This window comes from Stenotrophomonas sp. P5_A9, from assembly GCF_056400525.1.
Genome location: NZ_JBFULC010000033.1, coordinates 1 through 17,533, shown reverse-complemented (window position 1 = coordinate 17,533; position 17,533 = coordinate 1). Strand labels below are relative to the sequence as shown.

The 17,533-nt window shown below is 66.4% G+C and carries 12 protein-coding genes, 5 tRNA genes and 1 pseudogene; 11 read left to right on the top strand and 7 right to left on the bottom strand.

Annotation, left to right across the window (positions count from 1 at the left end):
* Positions 1-342: 342 nt before the first annotated feature.
* From AC1DR7_RS12085 to AC1DR7_RS12060, 6 genes are all read right to left on the bottom strand, one after another.
* Positions 343-3,270, bottom strand: a complete 2,928-nt coding sequence (locus AC1DR7_RS12085; protein WP_457318577.1) for a TonB-dependent receptor domain-containing protein — start codon at positions 3,268-3,270, stop codon at positions 343-345.
* A gap of 445 nt (positions 3,271-3,715) precedes the next feature.
* Positions 3,716-5,242 (bottom strand): exopolyphosphatase, encoded by a 1,527-nt coding sequence (ppx, locus tag AC1DR7_RS12080; protein ID WP_457318576.1) that lies wholly within the window; start codon positions 5,240-5,242, stop codon positions 3,716-3,718.
* 247 nt (positions 5,243-5,489) lie between these two features.
* Positions 5,490-7,571, bottom strand: a complete 2,082-nt coding sequence (gene ppk1, locus AC1DR7_RS12075; protein WP_256776266.1) for a polyphosphate kinase 1 — start codon at positions 7,569-7,571, stop codon at positions 5,490-5,492.
* On the bottom strand, positions 7,568-8,908 hold the full coding sequence (gene phoR, locus AC1DR7_RS12070; protein ID WP_256776267.1) for a phosphate regulon sensor histidine kinase PhoR: 1,341 nt from the start codon (positions 8,906-8,908) through the stop codon (positions 7,568-7,570). The genes ppk1 and phoR overlap by 4 nt, the downstream gene beginning before the upstream one ends.
* 98 nt (positions 8,909-9,006) lie before the next feature.
* Positions 9,007-9,696, bottom strand: a complete 690-nt coding sequence (phoB, locus tag AC1DR7_RS12065) for a phosphate regulon transcriptional regulator PhoB (protein WP_068849561.1) — start codon at positions 9,694-9,696, stop codon at positions 9,007-9,009.
* A 134-nt stretch (positions 9,697-9,830) separates the two neighbouring features.
* Entirely contained in the window at positions 9,831-11,471 is a 1,641-nt protein-coding gene (locus tag AC1DR7_RS12060; RefSeq protein ID WP_457318575.1) for a M48 family metalloprotease, read from the bottom strand.
* A 153-nt stretch (positions 11,472-11,624) separates the two neighbouring features.
* Between AC1DR7_RS12060 and grxC the strand changes: the two genes are divergently transcribed.
* The 5 genes from grxC (at position 11,625) to AC1DR7_RS12035 (ending at position 15,496) form a co-directional block, all read left to right on the top strand.
* Positions 11,625-11,924, top strand: a complete 300-nt coding sequence (grxC, locus tag AC1DR7_RS12055) for a glutaredoxin 3 (protein WP_256776269.1) — start codon at positions 11,625-11,627, stop codon at positions 11,922-11,924.
* Positions 11,921-12,313, top strand: a complete 393-nt coding sequence (locus tag AC1DR7_RS12050; RefSeq protein WP_256776270.1) for a carboxymuconolactone decarboxylase family protein — start codon at positions 11,921-11,923, stop codon at positions 12,311-12,313. Before grxC ends, AC1DR7_RS12050 begins: the two co-directional genes overlap by 4 nt.
* A 272-nt stretch (positions 12,314-12,585) precedes the next feature.
* Positions 12,586-13,593: an isocitrate dehydrogenase gene (locus AC1DR7_RS12045; RefSeq protein ID WP_256776272.1), complete on the top strand. Its 1,008-nt coding sequence runs from the start codon at positions 12,586-12,588 to the stop codon at positions 13,591-13,593.
* A 176-nt stretch (positions 13,594-13,769) separates the two neighbouring features.
* Entirely contained in the window at positions 13,770-14,513 is a 744-nt protein-coding gene (locus tag AC1DR7_RS12040) for a cysteine hydrolase family protein (protein ID WP_457318574.1), read from the top strand.
* A 53-nt stretch (positions 14,514-14,566) separates the two neighbouring features.
* The gene (locus AC1DR7_RS12035) at positions 14,567-15,496 is read left to right on the top strand and encodes a LysR family transcriptional regulator (protein ID WP_478076500.1); all 930 of its coding nucleotides are present in this window, start codon (positions 14,567-14,569) and stop codon (positions 15,494-15,496) included.
* A gap of 46 nt (positions 15,497-15,542) precedes the next feature.
* On the opposite strand, the gene AC1DR7_RS12030 is transcribed toward AC1DR7_RS12035, so the two are convergent.
* Complete coding sequence (locus AC1DR7_RS12030; RefSeq protein WP_478051108.1) at positions 15,543-16,301, bottom strand: Bax inhibitor-1/YccA family protein; 759 nt, start codon at positions 16,299-16,301, stop codon at positions 15,543-15,545.
* Positions 16,302-16,476: 175 nt separating this feature from the next.
* Here AC1DR7_RS12030 and AC1DR7_RS12025 point away from each other — a divergent pair.
* From AC1DR7_RS12025 to AC1DR7_RS12000, 6 genes and pseudogenes are all read left to right on the top strand, one after another.
* Positions 16,477-16,553: transfer RNA gene (locus AC1DR7_RS12025), tRNA-Pro, on the top strand.
* A gap of 42 nt (positions 16,554-16,595) precedes the next feature.
* A tRNA-Arg gene (locus AC1DR7_RS12020) sits at positions 16,596-16,672 on the top strand.
* Between the two features lie 35 nt (positions 16,673-16,707).
* Positions 16,708-16,784, top strand: a tRNA-His gene (locus tag AC1DR7_RS12015).
* An 80-nt stretch (positions 16,785-16,864) separates the two neighbouring features.
* Positions 16,865-16,940 (top strand) — tRNA-Lys (locus AC1DR7_RS12010).
* Between the two features lie 224 nt (positions 16,941-17,164).
* Positions 17,165-17,240: transfer RNA gene (locus AC1DR7_RS12005), tRNA-Lys, on the top strand.
* A 97-nt stretch (positions 17,241-17,337) separates the two neighbouring features.
* A pseudogene (locus tag AC1DR7_RS12000) lies at positions 17,338-17,533 on the top strand (IS3 family transposase); the annotation flags it as partial.

The window sequence follows — 17,533 nt, the reverse complement described above, 5'->3', positions numbered from 1 at the left end:
GGCGCAAATGTCCCCCGGCCGCGGGGCGGCCTCCTCCTTGATTTTGCCCAGGAGCCTACCGCCCGCCACGGGGCTCGGCTGCGGTGAGCAGATAGAAGCCAGGCTGGTCGGTGGGTCGGGCGCTGGGTCCCCATGCCCCTGGAGGCGAAATAGAGGAGGAGGCCGCATCGCGGCCGGGGGCGTCGCCGGAAAGGGCATGGGGRCCCAGCGCCCGACCCACCGAACAGCGTCTGGAAAGGCTGAACGCGCGCCACGTGCTTGCCCCGCATATGGGCGATGACGCAAAAAAAACCACGGCCCCGAAGGGCCGTGGTTGGGTGCAGCGGTATTACCCGGCAGCGATCAGAAGCGCTGCTGGTACTTCATGTACACGAAACGGCCGATGTCGTAGCCGCCGTAATAGGAGAACACCGAGTTCGGCTTGGTGTACATGTTCGGGCCGTACTTCTCGAACACGTTGTTGGCACCGACCGATACGGTGGCATCCCACGGCAGGTTGTAACGCAACTGCACGTCGTGGAAGGTCACCGAACCACGCTCGTTGTAGTTGCGCGTACCGGAGTACCACGGCGCACGCACGCCCGGATCGGAGCACTCATCCGGATGCGCGGTTGCGTTCAGGCACTGCTCCTTGACGCCAGAGTAGTAACGCGCGGTCCAGCTGATGCCGAAGTTGCCCATGTCCCAACCCAGGGTCAGGTTGGAGCGCACGCGGAAGCCGCTGGTGGCGTTGGTGGAGATCCCGTTGGTCGGGGTCGGCACGACGCTGGTGTCGTTGGTGGAACGGTAGATGTTGGAGCTGACGTAGGTGGTCGACCAGTTGGTGCTGAACTTGCCCATCGCGTCGGTGTCCAGACGGTAGGTCAGCTCCATGTCGTAACCTTCGGTTTCCAGGAAACCGGCGTTGCGATTGCCGTAGTTCAGCTTGTTGACGATGCCCAGCGCCGGGTCACGGGTGAACTGTGCGCAACGCGAATCGATGCCCTGCTCGTAGCAGTCGATCAGGATCTGGTTCGGGCTGTCGGCAACGATGGTGTTGTCGATGCGGATCTTCCACCAGTCCAGCGACACGTTGAAGTTGCTGATGAAGCTCGGGCTCCACACCACGCCGAGCGTTTTGCTCTTGGAGGTTTCCGGCTGCAGCAGCGGATTGGAGCCATTGGTGAACGGCACCGGGGTCTGGTCGGTGCTGCTGGTGATCGGCACGTTGCCTTGCTTCAGCTGACGGTAGGTGTCGGCATTGGCGATGTCGCGGGCGCAGCGGGCGCGCACGGCGGCGCTGGTACGCGACGGACCGTAGACGGTATCGCAGGGATCGGCATAGCCGGTGGTGAAGGTTTCAGAGCCGCCGCCGTACAGGTCGGCGATGGTCGGGGCGCGGAAGCCTTCGGCCCAGGTGCCGCGGACCAGGATCTGGTCGATCGGACGCCACTTGAAGCCGAACTTGCTGTTGAGCGTGTTGCCGAAGGTGTCGTAGTCCGAGAAGCGCGTCGCCGCGTTCAAGGTCAGTTCCTTGGCACCCGGCAGGTCGGCCAGGACCGGCACGTTGAACTCGACGTACGCTTCCTTGACCTTGTAGCTGCCGCCGGTCGGGCCGGAAGCCAGGTTGGTGGTCGCGCCGGTCTGGGCCAGCGCATCGGGGATGAACTCACCGGTTTCCTTGCGGTTTTCCAGGCCGAACGCAAAGCCCAGGTCGCCGGCCGGCAGCGTCACGATGGAGCCGGCGATGGTGGCGAAGAAGTTCTTGCCGACGGTCTTGCCGGTGGAGTCTTCCGCCGGCATCAGGTAGTCGATCAGCGCCTGGTTGCCGGTCAGACCGTACGGGTCGGTCACGCCTGCGGCGATCAGCGGGTTCCACACCATGCAGTTGGCGATCGGGGCGGCAGCGCTGCCGCACTCGACCTTGCCGGTGGCGGCGTTGAAGTACGACGGGCCGACCGCGTTCTTCACGCGTTCCTTGTGCAGGTTGCCGGTGGCGTGCTGGCGCAGTTCGTTCTTGTTGTACTGGTAGCCCACTTCCCAATCGAAGTAGCGCTCGCCGATGTTGAACGAACCATCGAAGGCGGCCACGGCGCGGTAGGTCTTGAGCGAGCTGTCGCTGACGCGCGGCACTTCCCAGGTGCGGTGGTTCCAGGCCACGGCGGTCGGGGTGGCGTAGCCGTTCTTGCGACCGAACGGGTTGAAGTAGCTGTCGATCGACATCGGGCCGATGCCGGCCGTGGACGACTGCAGCGGGTAGCCGGCGATCTGGCGGCTGGAGTCACGCTTGTTGTAGCCCAGCTGGGTGCTGAAGCGGATGTCGTCGGTGATGTTCAGGCGACCATCGACGAACAGCGAATCCCGCTTCAGCGGGTAGTTCAGGTGCATCTGCTCGTTGGTGTTGCTGACATCGCCGTCGGGAGCATTGGCGTTGGTCAGGTGGTAGTTGGCCGGGCTGAGCGGGTTGGCACCCCGGTTGAGCGAGTAGCTGCAGGCGGCGGTGCCGGTGCAGCCCGGGCCACGCAGGCCGGTGATCTGGCCGTACTGGCTGACGGTCGTCCACGCTTCGGTCGGGTGACGGTCGGTGTTGCCGTAGGCACTGAAGCCACGGTCCTTGGCCCACACGGCCTTTTCTTCGGTGTGCTCGGCCGAGAGGGTGATCGAGCCACGGTCGTTGGCCCAGCCGGCGACCACGTCGAAGCGGTCGCGCGCGCCGTCGCCCTGGCTGTACTGGCCGTGGTAGACGTTGGCGGTCACGCCGGTGACATCATGGCGGGTGATGATGTTGACCACACCGGCCATCGCGTCCGAACCGTAGATGGCCGACGCGCCGTCCTTCAGTACTTCCACGCGTTCCACTGCCGACACCGGCAGGCTCGACACGTCCTGGTAGCCGGAGGTGCTGATGCCCAGGCGCTTGCCGTTGATCAGCACCAGGGTGCGCTGCGCGCCCAGGTTGCGCATGTCGATGTAGGTGCCGCCCGCGTTCTCGCCGGCGCTCAGGACGTTGGCGCGGCTGATCGCCGGGCTGCCCATGGCGGTGACGTTCTGCAGGATGTCGGCCACCGAGCTGAAGCCCTGGCGTTCGATGTCCGTACGGGTGATGGCCAGCACCGGCTGGGCATTTTCCACGTCAACCTGGCGGATGCGCGAACCGGTGATCTCGATGCGGTCCAGATTGGTAGCGGTCGGCGCGTCCTGTGCCATCGCCGGCGCGGCCATCAGGCCTGCGGTGCCGGCGATCAGGGCACAGCGGATCGCGTGCCCCAATACGTTGGTGCGTGAATTCATGTGGTCTCTCTCTCGTTCGGAACTGACTCAAAAAGAGGTGGCGGGCCCAAGTCCCCGCCGCCTCAAAAATCCGACCCTGTTCAGGCCGGTTCTTGATCATAGTCTCGGTAGTTAAGGTCCTGTAAAGCAAAAGTGAAAAATTTTTCACGATAGCTTTCCGGTGAGAGCAAAAATTCAGCAAAAGCAATAGCTTGGGAATATGCCCACACATGCGATGCATGTCGATGTGTATCTGAATGTATCCACATGTTGCGAAGCAACATGGTTTTGGCGCGGATATGGCCGCGCCGGGCGCGGGGCGGACACGCAAACGGTCACGGTGAGACATCAACCGGTCAGCCGGACGGCCGGGGCCGGATCGACCGCGCGCGCCCGACAACGGGTCGGTCAGGCTGTCTTGTGGCGCGGTGGCCGCGCGACCGGGACGGACGCGCGGGGGAAGGCGTCAGGCCACGAACGGCCGGAACTGCACGCCCAGCCCGGCCATGCCTTCGGCTTCCCCGATCAGGTCCGCGCGCAGCAGTGGACGGGCATCGATGAAGGCCTGGGGCAGGATCAGCGACAACCGGCTGTCCTCGGCGGTCAGTTCCAGCGCCGGCATCGGGGTGTCTTCATGGGCGCGGTTGAGCAGCACCGCCAGCCGCAGCAGTGCGGTCATGCGGCGCGCCGGCTGCAGCAGGCGTTCGGGCAGGGCATCGAAGGCCGACTTGGAGATGTTGCGGCGATGGCTGCGCACCAGCGCGGCCAGCAGCTGCTGTTCCTGGCGCGAGAAGCCGGCGATGTCCGAGTTCTCCAGCACGTAGCTGCCATGCACGTGATAACCGCTGTGCGCGATCATCAGGCCCAGCTCGTGCAGGCGCGCGGCCCAGCCGAGCATGCGCGCATCGTCGGGGTCCAGCGCCCAGCTGTCCTCGACCTGGCCAAGCAGGTTCATCGCGGTGCGCTCGACCCGGTCGGCCTGCGTGGTGTCGATACCGTAGCGCAGGGTCAGCGCGGCCACCGATTCATCGCGCAGGTCGTTCTCGCTGGCGCGGCCGAGGATGTCGTACAGGATGCCTTCGCGCATGGCGGCCTTGCTGACCAGCAGCTTCTGCAGGCCCAGCGCCTGGAAGGCGGCCTCGAGCACCAGGATGCCGCCGGCGATGATCGGGCGGCGATCAGCCGAGAGGCCGGGCAGGTCGATGTCTTCGATGCGCTTGGCCTTGAGCAGCTCATCGCGCAGCTGTGGCAGCGCCTCGGCGGTAATCGCGCCCTTGCTCAGCTTCATGGTCGCGCAGATTTCGCTGATCGCCTTGTGCGTGCCCGAGGAGCCCAGCGCTTCCTGCCAGCCCAGGGAACGGTATTTGGTGGCGAACTGCTGGAACTCGGCGCCGATCTCGGTCAGCGCGTCCTTCCAGCGCTTGCGGCTGAGCTTGCCGCCCGGGAAGAAACGCCGCGTGCTGGCGATGCAGCCGGCCTGCAGGCTTTCGCGCTCCAAGGTCTGCATGCCCTGGCCGATGATGAACTCGGTCGAGCCACCGCCGATGTCGATCACCAACCGGCGCTGGTCGGGCTTGGGCGGCTGCGCATGCGCGACGCCAAGATAGATCAGGCGCGCCTCTTCGCGGCCGCTGACCACTTCAATGGCATGCCCGAGCGCGGTTTCGGCCGGCATGAGGAAGGCATGTGGCGAACGCAGCTGGCGCACCGTGTTGGTGGCCAGCGCACGCACCCGTGCCGGCGGGATCGCGCGGATGCGCTGGCCGAACCGCGCCAGGCATTCCAGCGCGCGCTGGCGGGCCTCGGCGGACAGGCCGCCCTTGCCATCCAGGCCGTCGGCCATGCGCACGGTCTCGCGCAGGCGGTCGACCACCCGCAGCTGCCCAAGCGTGTAACGCGCGATGACCATGTGGAAACTGTTGGAACCCAGGTCGATGGCGGCGAGCAGATCGCCATCCTGCAGGGCGGGCGGAGTCGTGGAGGTATGCGGCATGGTCGAATGTTAGCCGATGGGTGGGGCGCGAAGTCACCGCGCGGCCTTCACATGGGCTGCGACGTGGGGTCGCAGCGGTTCATGACGCTGGCGATCAACGGCCATCACTACCGCCATGCATCTGCGGGCATGGCCCCCTGAGTCAGGGGGCGCACCAACCGGCGCGGGCTGTGGGTGGTGGCAAGAGGGCCCAGCGGCCTGCGTAGCAAGCCGTGGGGCCGCAGCGCGCACGCGATGACGCGTACACCTACAGACCCTGCATCAACGTCATCTGGGCCGAGTGCGGCGGCTCGTCGTGGCCCGGGGTGCACTTGGCGTACTCGCCGTTGGCCTGCAGTTCCCAGGCATTGAGGTTGTCGTCCAGGTAGTTCTGCAGCACATCGCGGTACACCTTTCGCGCCAGCTCCGGGTCCAGGATCGGGAAGCAGGTCTCCACCCGCCGCAGGAGGTTGCGTTCCAGCCAGTCGGCGCTGGCGCAGTACAGCTCGGCGGCGCCATCGTTGCCGAACCAGTAGACCCGGCTGTGTTCGAGGAAGCGGCCAACGATCGAGCGCACGCGGATGTTGTCCGACACCCCCGGCACGCCCGGGCGCAGCGTGCAGGCGCCGCGCACGATCAGGTCGATCTGCACACCGGCCTGCGAGGCGGCGTACAGCGCGCGGATCATCTGCGGTTCGTTGAGGGCGTTCATTTTGGCGATGATCCGGCCCGGGCGACCACTGGCGGCCAGCCGGGTTTCGCGATCGATGCGCTGCAGCAGGCCCGGGTGCAGGGTGAACGGCGATTGCAGCAGGCGCTTGAGCTTGGTCCGCGGCGCCAGCCCGGACAACTGCTGGAACAGCAGGTGCACGTCGTTGCCGATATCCGGATCGGCGGTGATCAGGCTCAGGTCGGTGTACGCGCGCGCGGTGCCGCTGTGGTAATTGCCGGTGCCCAGGTGCACGTAGCGGCGCAGCTTGCGGCCTTCGCGGCGCACGATCAGCAGCATCTTGGCGTGGGTCTTGTAGCCGACCACGCCGTACACCACCTGCACGCCGGCTTCCTGCAGGCGATCGGCCAGGCCCAGGTTGGCTTCCTCGTCGAAGCGCGCGCGCAGCTCGACCACCACGGTCACGTCCTTGCCGTTGCGCGCGGCCTGGATCAGCGCATCGACGATCTGCGAATCCTTGCCGGTGCGGTACAGCGTCTGCTTGATCGCCAGCGCGTTGGGATCCACCGCGGCCTGCTTGATCAGGTCCAGCACCGGGGTGAATGCATCGAAGGGATGGTGCAGCAGCACGTCCTTGCGCGACACCACGTCGAAGATGCCGTCGCCATCGCGCAGCACGCGCGGGTTGAGCGTGGGGTATTTCAGTTCCGGGCGGGCCAGCAGGTCGTACAGCTGGATCACGCGGTTGAGGTTGACCGGGCCGTCGATGCGGTAGACCGCGTTCTCGGTCAGGCCGAAGTTCTGCAGCAGCGTGCGCACGATGTCGCGCGGGCAGTCCTGGGCGATCTCCAGGCGCACCGCCGGCCGGTAGCCGCGGTCGACCAGCTCGTCGCGCAGCGCCAGTGCCAGGTTCTCCACTTCTTCCTCGTCCACCACCAGCTCGGAGTTGCGGGTGACGCGGAACTGGTAGGCCCCCTGGACTTCCATGCCCGGAAACAGCTCATCGACGAAGGTGGAGAGCACCGAGGACAGGAACACATAGGTCTGCGGGCCGCCGAGTTTTTCCGGCAGCTGAATGATGCGCGGCAGCGAACGCGGCGCGCGCACGATCGCCAGGTGGCCGGCGCGCCCGAACGCGTCGGTGCCCTTGAGCACCACCACAATGTTCAGCGACTTGTTGAGGATCTTCGGGAACGGATGCGACGGGTCCAGGCCGAGCGGCGACAGCACCGGCATGATCTCGTTGCGGAAGAACGCGCGCAGCCAGCGCTTCTGACGATGGTTCCAGGAGTGGCGCCCGAGCACGTCGATGCCGGCCTCGTGCAGCGCCGGGCGCAGCGTCTCGTTCCAGCAGCGGTACTGCTGGTCCACCAGTTGCGCGGCGCGGTCGTGGATCGAGTTGAGGATCGCCTGCGGGGTCATCCCGTCCGGTGCCGGTGGCAGGCCGAACTCCTGCGCGTGGCGCACGGCGGCGGCGCGGATCTCGAAGAACTCGTCCAGGTTGGTGCAGGAGATGCACATGAAGCGCAGGCGCTCCAGCAGCGGCACCTGCGTATCCATGGCCTGGGCCAGCACGCGGAAGTTGAAGTCCAGCTGCGACAGTTCGCGGTTGATGTACAGCGCCGGGTCGCGCAGCGGATCGTTGTCCACCGGCACGGCGATCGGGACGAGGGTGCTCATGCGGAGAAGTCTTCTGCAGAAGGAAGGGAGGCCGTTTCGGTGCGTGCACGCACCTGGTCGGCGTCGAAGTGGCACGAGAACACGCTGCCCTTGCCGACCTCGCTCTGGATCTCCAGGCGCGCGTGGTGCAGGCCCAGGATGTGCTTGACGATCGACAGGCCCAGGCCGGTGCCGCCGCTTTCGCGCGATCGGCTGCTCGATACGCGGTAGAAACGTTCGGTCAGGCGCGGCAGGTGGGTGGCGGGAATGCCGTAGCCGGTGTCGCGCACCGACAGCACCGCGCCCTGGCCTTCGCGCGCCAGTTCCACCTCGATGCGGCCACCGGCCGGGGTATAGCGCACCGCGTTGGTGACCAGGTTGGAGAACGCACTGTGCAGTTCCTTGTTGGAGCCCTGCAGGTCGATACCGGCGTTGTCGACCACGCTGATCTGGTGGCGGCCCTGGCTGTGCGCCTCGGCCTCGCGGCGCAGCGTGGCCAGCATCGGCGCCATCGCCACCGCTTCTTCCTCGGTGTGTTCCTGCGATTCCAGCCGCGACAGGGTCAGCAGGTCTTCAACCAACTGGGCCATGCGCTGGGACTGCTTGCGCATTTCTTCCAGCATCGGGCCGGTGCCGGGGAAGTCTTCCGGCTCCATCATGTCCAGGTAGCCGTGCACCACTGTCAGCGGCGTGCGCAGCTCGTGGGAGACGTTGGCCACGAAGTCGCGGCGCACTTGTTCCAGGCGCAGCAGCTTGCTTACGTCCCGGGCGATCAGCAGCCAGTAATCGGGCGAATAGGGGATCAGGCGCAGGTTGAGGCGGATGGCCGGATCGACCGGCGAGGGCACATCCAGGATCGGCTCGGCATTGCGTCCGCCAGCCAGCCAGTGGGCCAGCGGCATCGGCTGCAGGCGCTGCACCAGCGCCTCGCCCAGATCGCCGGGGTGGTGCAGGCCGAGCAGCGAGGTGGCCGCTTCGTTGAACCACTGCACGCGCTGGCTGTTGCGGTCCACCACCACCACCGCATCGGGCAGCGCGGCGGCGGCGGCGCGGTAGCTGCGCAGCATGTCCAGCAGGCGTCGCTTGCGCGTGCGCATTTCCCATTGGTTGCGGTACAGCAGCCGGTCCAGCTCGTTCCACACGCCGGTGCCGTCCCCCATGTCCCAGCGATGCCGGGCGGTCAGCCCGCGCAGCACCCGGCGCAGCCGCCAGTAGTGCCAGGCCAGCGCGCCGATGGAGGCCAGTGCGATGCACATCCATACATGTCCGACCACCAGGCCCAGCACGCCGGCCGCGAGCAGCAGGGCGGCGAGGGTGGCCAGCGTTTTCAACCAGGCAGAGCGGATGTGGCGGGGCATTGCGGTCTCGCAGAAGGTGCGGTCCTCGGACGCGATCCAAGGTTATAGCAGGAGTGGCCGGCACCGGGCGCAATGGCCAGGCACCGGCCCGACGAGACTCAGGTCGAGGTCGAGAACCGGTAACCGGCGCCGCGCACGGTCTGCACCATGTTTTCCGCGCCGAACGGTTCCAGGGTCTTGCGCAGGCGACGGATGTGCACGTCGATGGTGCGCTCTTCCACGTACACGCTGCCGCCCCACACATGGTCCAGCAGCTGCGCGCGGGTGTAGACACGCTCGGGGTGGGTCATGAAGAAGTGCAGCAGGCGGTATTCGGTCGGACCGATCGGCACCGGCTGGTCACCGGCGAAGACGCGGTGGGCGGCGCCGTCGATGCGGATGGAACCCACCGCGACGCTGCCGTCTTCGTCATCGTCGCGGGCGCGGCGCATCACCGCTCGGATGCGGGCCAGCAGCTCGCGGGCCGAGAACGGCTTGACCACGTAGTCGTCGACACCGGCTTCCAGGCCGCCGACGCGATCATTCTCTTCGCCGCGCGCGGTGAGCATGATGATCGGCACCTCGCGGGTGAGGGCTTCCTTGCGCCAGCGTCGGGCCAGGTCCAGCCCACTGGTGCCGGGCAGCATCCAGTCCAGCAGGATCAGGTCCGGGACGCGGTCTGCGATCGCCGTCTGCGCCTCGCGGGCATCGCCGGCATGGATCGGGTCGTAGTCGCCCTTGCGCAGGGCGAAGGCGACCATTTCGCGGATCGCGGGTTCGTCATCGACGATCAGAATGCGTTTCTGCACGTGGCACCGTATTGCTTATCAGACCGGGATTGAGCCCAGTAGACTACGGTTTCATGACATGTTTGTGACGGCCCTGGCCCACACTGCCTGCAACTGCCATGGCGCCGTCATCTGCCGCCGGGGCGCCAGCGGGCTCAGCGCCGCTCCAGCTCGGGGTCGCGGATGCCCTGGCGGCGCATTTCCAGCACGGTCGGGGTGATGCTCTCGATGCGCGCATCGACCCGGGCACGGCCCACGTAGTCCAGTGCCGGCTGCTTCTTCAGCGCCTGGAGCTGCATCAGCGCCTGTTCCGGGCGACCGTTCAGGAACGCCGCTTCGGCGTAGGCCTCGCTGGCGCGCACCGTATCGCCGGCCAGTTCGCTGGCGCGGGCGTAGCGCAGCTGGAACACCGGATCATTGCCGCTTTGCGACAGCAACGGGCGCAGCATCGCCTGGGCCCGCTGGCCGGCCTCGCGGCCCCCCTGTTCGTTGAGGATCTCCGCGTACGTCAGCGCCACCGGACGGCTGCCCGGGTGTTGGCGCAGCAGCGTCTCAAAGCGCGTATTGGCCTGGTTCGGCTGGCCCGAACGCGATTCGGCCTCGCCCAGCGCCAGCGCTACCCACAGGTTGTCGGGGTGGTCGCGCAGCAGCTCGGTCAGGTCGCGCCGGGCCTCGCCGGCGCCGCTGTTGCGCAGCCGCGCAAGGGCCAGGCCATAGCGCTGCGGTTGGGTCAGCCCCTGCTTTTGCGCGCGCTGCAGGTTTTCGTATTCACGCACCACATCGCCGGGGGTATCGGCGCTGAGCACGCGCAAGCGCTCGCGTGCCCATTCGAACTGGCCGGTGGCGCCGCGGCTGAGGCTGTTGACCGAGATCTGCATCGAGGCCGGCAGCATTGGATTGTTGCCGCGCACGATCGGATCGGACAACGCCGGATCGGCCGGGTTCACCCGCTCCTGGCGGACTCCGCCGGGCACCTCGGTGGTGAGCAGCACGGTGTCCTTCTTCATCTGCTCGGCGCGGGCCTTGGCCTCGCTGATGCGGGTGGTGGTGACCGGGTGGGTCTGCAGGAAGTCCGGTACCGAGTAGCCGCCGGCATTGCCGCGCATCGAGGCGGACATGCGTTCGAAGAAGCCGGCCATCGCATCCACGTCGTAGCCGCTGCGGGCCAGGGTGCGGATGCCCAGGCGGTCAGCCTCGGATTCGTTGCTGCGGGTGTAGTTGATCTGGCGCTGCTGCATCAGCCCCATGCCGGAGGTGATCGCGGCCATGGTCGCATCGCCCGAGGAATTGCCGCCGGCCTGCTGCGCGGCGACCACCGCCGCCAGCATGCCCAGCAGGATCGGGATCTGGTCGCGCTGGGCCCGTTCCACCCCGCGCAGCACGTGCTGTTGGGTGACATGGGCGATTTCGTGGGACAGCACCGCCGCCACCTCGTCCTCACGCTCGGCGGTCAGCACCAGGCCGGCGTTGACCCCCACGTACCCGCCCAGGGTGGCGAAGGCGTTGATCTGGCGGTCCTTGAGCATGAAAAACGTGTACGACTGGCGCGGCTGGGCGCTGTTGGAGCCGAGCCGGGCGCCCATGGTCTGCAGCCAGTCGTCCACCAGCGGGTCGTCCAGCAGGTAGCCGTAGTTGCGCAGCTCGCGCAGCATCATCCCGCCGTATTCGGCCTGGCGGGCCGGGGTCAGCAGTTCACCGGCCGAGGAGCCGATGTCGGGCAGCTTGGACTCCTGCGCGGACACCAACGGCGCGGCCAGGGCGAGAGTCAGCGCGGCGGAGAGCAGCAGAGGGCGCAATCGAAGCTCCAGGACGGGCGGGGCAGGGGACCAGGCGGCAGCGTGACAGGCGCCATGCAAATCTGCGGTTAATCCACAGTGTTGCGGTGATGACGTGGAAAATCCAGCAGCCAGCTACCATGTACAGACACTCGTTTGTCCGTGGAGTTTCCCGTGAGCCAAGATGTTGCGTCCAACCCGGGTGGGGCCCCTGCCATCACCATCTATTCGACCGCGGTCTGCCCCTACTGCGTGGCTGCCAAGAACTTCCTCAAGAGCAAGGGTCGCGACTGGACCGAAGTGCGGATCGACCTGGATCCGGTCGAGCGCGAGAAGATGATGGCCAAGACCCGCCGCACCAGCGTGCCGCAGATCTTCGTCGGTGACGTCCATGTGGGCGGCTACGACGACATGATGGCCCTGCATCGCGCCGGCAAGCTGGAGCCGCTGCTGGCCGGGCAGGGCCCGGCATGAGCGCGGCCGACGACGGCAGCAAGGATCGCATCGCCGAATTCACCGAATTCCGCCAGCGCATGAACCAGCGCATCCTCGGCGAGCCCAACCAGGTCGTGCGGCGGTTCTTCGCGCTCGACACCCAGACCTACCAGGCTGGCGCGCTCGATGTGAAGACCAAGGAGCTGCTGGGCCTGGTCGCCTCGATGGTGCTGCGCTGCGATGACTGCATCAGCTACCACGTCGCCCAGTGCAAGGACGCCGGGGTCACCCGCGAAGAGTTCTTCGAGACCTTCTCGGTCGGCCTGGTGGTCGGCGGCTCGATCGTGATCCCGCACCTGCGCCGCGCCGTCGATTTCCTCGACCAGCTCGAAGGCGGCGCGGACGCCCCGGCCGTTCACGAACACTGAGGTCCAGGGCCGCCGTGCGGCCCGCCCCGGGTGACGCCGGCGACGCGCCGGCGGGTTTTCGTTCATGTTCGACAAGGTGTGCCCACCGACCGACGGTCGGTGGCTACCGTGGGGTGGGACCGCCTTGTTGCCGGCCAGCGGACGTCACTACCACCAATGGCGGATTTGGGTCCGTTGGGCGGGTCAGGCATAATTGCCGATGAAACTTCCCTTGCGCCCGTGCTCCGCGTAGCTGACGGACGGCGCTCCCCCTCGGTTCGGACTACACATCAATGACGCAGAAAATCACGGTCATCCGCGGCGACGGCATCGGCCCGGAGATCATGGACGCTACCCTGTTCGTGCTCGGCAAGCTGGACACCGGCTTTGAATACGAAGACGCCGACGCAGGCCTGGTCGCGCTGGAAAAGCACGGCGACCTGATGCCGGCCTCCACGCTGGAATCGATCGCGCGCAACAAGATCGCCCTGAAGAGCCCGCTGACCACCCCGGTCGGTGGCGGCTTCACCTCGATCAACGTCAGCCTGCGTCGTCATTTCGACCTGTATGCCAACGTGCGTCCGGCGGTGTCCTTCCCGAACACCAAGTCGCGCTTTGGCGACGGCGTGGACCTGATCACCGTGCGTGAGAACACCGAAGGCGCCTACCTGGCCGAAGGCCAGGAAGTGTCGGCCGATGGCGAGACCGCGTTCTCGGGCACCCGTATCACCCGCAAGGGCTCCGAGCGCATCGTGCGCTACGCCTTCGAGCTGGCCCGCAGCACCGGCCGCAAGAAGGTCACCGCCGTGCACAAGGCCAACATCATCAAGTCGACCTCGGGCCTGTTCCTGGCCGTGGCGCGCGAAGTGGCGGCCAAGTACCCGGAAATCGAGTTCCAGGAAATGATCGTCGACAACTGCTGCATGCAGTTGGTGATGCGTCCGGAACAGTTCGACATCATCGTGACCACCAACCTGTTCGGCGACATCATTTCCGACCTGTGCGCCGGTCTGGTCGGTGGCCTGGGCCTGGCCCCGGGCGCCAACATCGGTGAGAACGCGGCCATCTTCGAAGCCGTGCACGGCACCGCGCCGGACATCGCCGGGCAGGGCAAGGCCAATCCGTGCGCGCTGCTGCTGGCAGCCGCGCAGATGCTGGACCATGTCGGCCAGACCGACAACGCCGAGCGCCTGCGCAAGGCCATCGTGGCCACGCTGGAAGCCAAGGACTCGCTGACCGGCGACCTGGGCGGCACCGGCAACACCATGGGCTTCGCCCAGGCCATCGCCAGCCGCCTGTAAGCGGTCCGGCGACACTGGTGAATCCACAGCGGGGCGCCTTCGGGCGCCCCGTTGCGTTGGCGTGCCTGGAACGTTATCTGTGCAGTTCCCGCACAGATGGCGTGCAGGAAGATGGCTGGTGGGCGCACAGGTCGGCGCGCATCCTGTGCCCACCTTCCACGCACAGGAGCACTCCCATGAACCTCACCACCTTTGGCCTGGCCAGTCTGATCGGCATGGCCGCCATCGCCCCGGCGGTTGCCGCCGAACCGAGCCATCCCACCATCCGCCAGCTGGCCGGTGCGCCCAGCGCTACCGCGCTGGATGCCGCAAAAACCGCGGTGCTGGTGATCGACTTCCAGAACGAGTATTTCGACGCCAGTGCCGCCCCGGGCTTTGCCGGCGGCCGCATGGTCATTCCCGATGGCGTGGCCGCGCTGGCCCAGGCCCGTCGTGTGGTCGACTTCGCCGATGCCAACGGCATCCGCGTCATCCACGTGCAGCATGTGCTGCCGGCCGGCGCGCCGCTGTTCGCTCAGGGCAGCGTCAATGTGGCCTTCCACCGCGACATGCAGCCGCGCAGCGGCGAAACCGTGATCCAGAAGGACAACGTGAGCGTGTTCGCCGGCGCCTCGGCCGCCGCGCTGGACAAGGTGCTCCAGGACGCCGGTATCGACACCTTGATCGTCACCGGCCTGCAGACCCATGCCTGCGTGGTGGGCGCCGCCCGTGACGCGGCCGCGGCCCCGCGCGGCTATCGGGTGATCGTGTCCTCCGACGCCAGCGCCAGCCGCGACCTCGACCTGGCCGGCGGCAAGCGCATCGGCCACCGCGCGCTGCACGAAGCGTCGCTGGCACAGATCGACGACGCGTTCGGCGATGTCATGGCCACCGAGGCGATCCTGGCGCTGCCGGTGCGCAAGTCGAGCGACGGCGCTTGATAAGCTGGCAGGGCCCGCATCCGGCGGGCCCTGCCAACCGGAGCTGCCTGCCGATGGATCACTTCGCCGCCCTGCGTGCGCTGCGCGCGATCGTCGACGCCGGCAGTTTCACCGCTGCCGCCGAGCGGCAGGGCACCACCCACTCGGCCATGTCGCGGCAACTGCGGCAACTGGAAGAGCACCTGCAGGTCCGGTTGCTCGACCGCAACAGCCGACGGCTGTCGCTGACAGAGGCCGGCCGCGATTACTACCGCGAGGCCGTGGCGCTGCTGGAGCGGCTGGACCAGGCCGATGACCGTGCCCGTGCAGGGCAGGCCACGCCCAGCGGACGGCTGCGGATCACCGTGCCGCAGGTGGTGGCCAGCCAGGAGTTGCCGTACTGGCTGCCGGGGTTCCTTGCACGCTATCCGCAGGTGGCGCTGGACCTTTCCGCCGACGACCAGTTGGTCGACGTGGTCGGCGGTGGATTCGACCTGGCGCTGCGCATCGCCGCAACGCTGCCGGACAGCCAATTGGTTGCCCGTGAACTGGCCAGCTGCCCGCGCATCCTGGTCGCCGCGCCGGCCTACCTTGCCACCCATGGCCTGCCGCGGCAGGCCGCTGACCTGGACAAACACGCGCTGCTGGCCTTCAGCCCGGCCGGTACCGCTGCGCGTTGGGAACTGCAGGGGCCGCGCGGGGCCAGCGCCAGCGTCGAGGCCGGCCAGCGACTGCACGTGGATGCCACCCCGGCGCTGTATGCCGCCGTGCTGGCGGGCATGGGCATCAGCCTGTTCACCGCGTTGACCGTGCAGGAGGATCTGCGCACCGGTCGCCTGATCCGCGTGCTGCCCGGCTGGCACGCCGGACAGCGCCGCTACTTCGCGCTGTATCCGCATGCGCGTGCGCTTGCCCCGAAGGTGCGCGCGCTGGTGGATTACCTGGCCGCGCATTACRCCGGGCAGACGGGCGGGGCGGGCTCGGCGGCTGGCGAGCGCGCATGAAAAAGGGCGCCCGGGGGCGCCCTCTTGAAGGTGCGGATCGAGCGGCTCAGCGCTGCTGGATCTTCGACAGCAGGCGCAGGAATTCCACGTACAGCCACACCAGCGTGACCATCAGGCCGAACGCGCCGTACCACTCCATGTACTTGGGTGCGCGGGCTTCGGCGCCGTTCTCGATGAAGTCGAAATCCAGCACCAGGTTCAGCGCGGCCACCACCACCACGAACAGGCTGAAGGCGATGCCCATCCAGCCGCCCTGGTGGATCATCGGCACATTGATGTTGAAGAAGCTCAGCACGAACGAAGCCAGGTACAGCAGCGCGATGCCGCCCGTGGCCGCGACCACGCCCAGCTTGAAGTTCTCGGTGACCTTGATCAGGCCGCTGCGGTACACCGCCAGCATGACGAACATCGTGCCGAAGGTCAGCATCACCGCCTGCATCACAATGCCCGGGAACTTGGCGTTGAACACCGCCGAGATCGCGCCCAGGAACAGGCCTTCGACCAGCGCGTACATCGGCGCGGTGACCGGCGACCATTCCTTCTTGAAGATGGTCACCAGTGCCAGCACCAGGCCGCCGATCGCACCGGCCACGGTGTACAGCATTGCCCCGCCGGTCGGCAGGCCAGCGGCATCCACCGACTGACTCCAGGCGAAGGCTGCGGTAAGCACGGTCAACAGGAGCAGCAGGCCGGTCTTGTTGACGGTGCCGTTGATGGTCATTGCCTGGTCGGGCGAGGTCACTACCGAGCCGCTGGCAAGATCCAGGAACGTCGATTCGGAAAGTGCGGGATTGCCGCTGCGCATTGCCAATCTCCTTGAAGGGGTAGGGTTCCGGCCATCCGACCGCTGCGGCGAGCATAGCCGATACGCAGCGGTCGGGACGCGACGTGTACGACAACGTGAAATAAGCGTTGACAGATGCTGCGCAGATTCCCACAATAGCCGACTCTTTCGGGGGGAACCTCGAGGGATTTACCACCGGGGTATAGCGCAGTCTGGTAGCGCGCCTGCTTTGGGAGCAGGATGTCGGGGGTTCGAATCCCTCTACCCCGACCAAGCCTGCTCAAAACAGGATTGAAATGCGATAATCCAGCCAGGGCGCCCGTAGCTCAACTGGATAGAGCACCGGCCTTCTAAGCCGGCGGTTACAGGTTCGATTCCTGTCGGGCGCACCATCGGGTGCATGCGTCAGGAAGCAAAGTTTTCAGTGGTGGCTGTAGCTCAGTTGGTTAGAGTTCCGGATTGTGATTCCGGTGGTCGGGGGTTCGAGTCCCCTCAGCCACCCCACTGATTCAAACTGGTTCACCGAAAGTGAATCAGAGTTGCAAAAGGCAGCACACACGCTACAATGTGCGCCTGAGTTTTCAGGGCTGTTAGCTCAGTTGGTAGAGCAGTTGACTCTTAATCAATAGGTCCAAGGTTCGAATCCTTGACAGCCCACCAAGACAGAAGCCGCCTGGTCCGCCAGGCGGCTTTTTTCTTGCCTGCGATTCCGCAAGCACCGGTAGTGCCGAGCCATGCTCGGCAGCCACKTAAAAACGAGCAGGATCGCAGCTCTGCCGGCCGGGCAGAGCCCGGCTCTGCCACGGGGCGGTGTTTCTCATTCGTTTAGAAAAAGTGCTTGCATCCCCGGTGGGAAATCCAGCATAATTCGCCTCCCGATTTTCGGGCTGTTAGCTCAGTTGGTAGAGCAGTTGACTCTTAATCAATAGGTCCAAGGTTCGAATCCTTGACAGCCCACCAAGACGAAAGCCACCTGGTCATCCAGGTGGCTTTTTTCTTGCCCGTGACCCGTCCTGAATTGGGTTGACACCTTTTCCCACAGGAAGAGGAATGTTCAATGGATTCAACACTCAGGCGCAGCCAGCGGGATTACTCGCTGGCCTTCAAATTGTCGGTGGTCGACCAGGTCGAGCGCGGGGAACTGACCTACAAAAAGGCCCAGGAGCGATACGGGATCCAAGGACGGAGCACTGTGCTTGGCTGGCTTCGCCGCCATGGTCGGCAGGATTGGTCAGGTGGTGCATCATCTGCCC

What these genes read in the sequence shown, in the direction of transcription:
- AC1DR7_RS12050 (WP_256776270.1), top strand. Translation starts at nt 11,921, where the DNA reads ATGAGCGCGGCCGACGACGGCAGCAAGGATCGCATCGCCGAATTCACC.
- ppk1 (WP_256776266.1), bottom strand. Translation starts at nt 7,571, where the DNA reads ATGAGCACCCTCGTCCCGATCGCCGTGCCGGTGGACAACGATCCGCTG.
- AC1DR7_RS12030 (WP_478051108.1), bottom strand. Translation starts at nt 16,301, where the DNA reads ATGCGCAGCGGCAATCCCGCACTTTCCGAATCGACGTTCCTGGATCTT.
- phoR (WP_256776267.1), bottom strand. Translation starts at nt 8,908, where the DNA reads ATGCCCCGCCACATCCGCTCTGCCTGGTTGAAAACGCTGGCCACCCTC.
- ppx (WP_457318576.1), bottom strand. Translation starts at nt 5,242, where the DNA reads ATGCCGCATACCTCCACGACTCCGCCCGCCCTGCAGGATGGCGATCTG.
- AC1DR7_RS12045 (WP_256776272.1), top strand. Translation starts at nt 12,586, where the DNA reads ATGACGCAGAAAATCACGGTCATCCGCGGCGACGGCATCGGCCCGGAG.
- AC1DR7_RS12085 (WP_457318577.1), bottom strand. Translation starts at nt 3,270, where the DNA reads ATGAATTCACGCACCAACGTATTGGGGCACGCGATCCGCTGTGCCCTG.
- AC1DR7_RS12040 (WP_457318574.1), top strand. Translation starts at nt 13,770, where the DNA reads ATGAACCTCACCACCTTTGGCCTGGCCAGTCTGATCGGCATGGCCGCC.